The organism is Streptomyces sp. URMC 126, assembly GCF_051386555.1.
Taxonomy (GTDB): Bacteria; Actinomycetota; Actinomycetes; order Streptomycetales; family Streptomycetaceae; genus Streptomyces.
This window is the reverse complement of the sequence record NZ_JBPQTX010000622.1, coordinates 1-1,157: the sequence shown is the minus strand read 5'-3', so window position 1 is coordinate 1,157 and position 1,157 is coordinate 1. Positions and strand designations below refer to the sequence as shown.

Below are 1,157 nucleotides of genomic sequence, written 5' to 3'. Positions count from 1 at the left end.
GACGCCACGCGCGGCAGCCGGAAGTCCCACACCGGCTCCTCGTCCAGGAACACCGGCCCCGTCTCGTCCGTCGAGGGGGCGCCGCCCCGCCGCGGCCCGGCCGGGCCCGGGCTCCGCGGTACGGACGGCGGGGCGACCGGCGGCGGCGTCACGGGCAGACCGGCCGGCGGCGCGGGCAGCGGTTCGCCGGCCGCGGGCGCGGGCCGGCTCGTCCCGGGGACCCAGGCGGTACCGCTCCAGTAACGGATGTAGCCGGGGATGGACGGGTCCGGGTAGAAGCCGGCGCCGGGGCTGCTGCCGGCGGATCCCGGGATGGGTGCGCTCATGGTCTCCGGTGTCCCGTATCTGTTCGGCCCTGCTGGGATGTCAGGCAGTCTGCCGCACTGGCGTGGTGTCCTGTGTACCGCTCCGGTGCCCGTGCTCGCGACTGCGGACGCGTTTCCCTGTGACATCTATGCGCAAAAGACAACCCGGGGCGCGGCCAACAGGTCTACCAGACGGCATTCCTCCGTGGGATGCGTTGCCGACCGAACCACTCACACGTGCGACCGAGAACACCACGCGGTGCCGCATGCGGGTGGTGTGGAGGGTGAGACGCGGGAGCAGGCGAGGAGGCGGTGCGAAGTCGCGTCATGACCCGGGGCCGGTCCGCTCTGTTCTGTGCGGACCCGGTTCGCGAGAGACCGCGCACCGGGCACTGGAACGGAGCGAGAGGGCGCACTTCATGTATTCCGTGGTGGAACGAGACCTGGAGATCGACCTGGTGCTGTCGCCGGGACACCGTGTTCCGGTGCCGGCGCGGCTGCACTACCGGGCGGAGGATCCGTACGCCGTGCGGATCTCCTTCCATGTGACGTCCGACGAGCCGGTCAACTGGACGTTCGGGCGCGAGCTGTTGACGGAGGGGCTGCGCCGGGCCAGCGGTACGGGCGACGTCCGGGTGTGGCCCGCGCGGGTCGGGGGCCGGTCGGTCGTATGCGTGGGACTGACCTCGCCGGACGGCGAGGCGCTGCTCCAGGCGCCGGCCGAGGAGGTGGCGGGCTGGCTGGCCGGCACGCTGCGGCTGGTGCCGCTGGGGGCGGAGCGGGAACTGCTCGGACTCGACGAGGGGCTGAGGGAGTTGCTGGCGCAGGGGGCCTGAGGGGAAGCGGCGGGGC

General features: G+C 73.1%; 2 protein-coding genes. One reads left to right on the top strand and one right to left on the bottom strand.

The genetic code is table 11. From position 1 onward, the window contains the following. The coding region (locus ACSNOK_RS33155; RefSeq protein WP_436784494.1) for a DUF2510 domain-containing protein at nt 1–326 on the bottom strand (326 nt) is incomplete at its 3' end. A gap of 398 nt (nt 327–724) precedes the next feature. Here ACSNOK_RS33155 and ACSNOK_RS33150 point away from each other — a divergent pair. Then, nucleotides 725–1,141 carry an SsgA family sporulation/cell division regulator gene (locus ACSNOK_RS33150; RefSeq protein ID WP_436784493.1) on the top strand — a complete coding sequence of 139 codons (417 nt, stop codon included), beginning with the start codon at nt 725–727 and terminating at the stop codon, nt 1,139–1,141. Nucleotides 1,142–1,157: the final 16 nt, after the last annotated feature.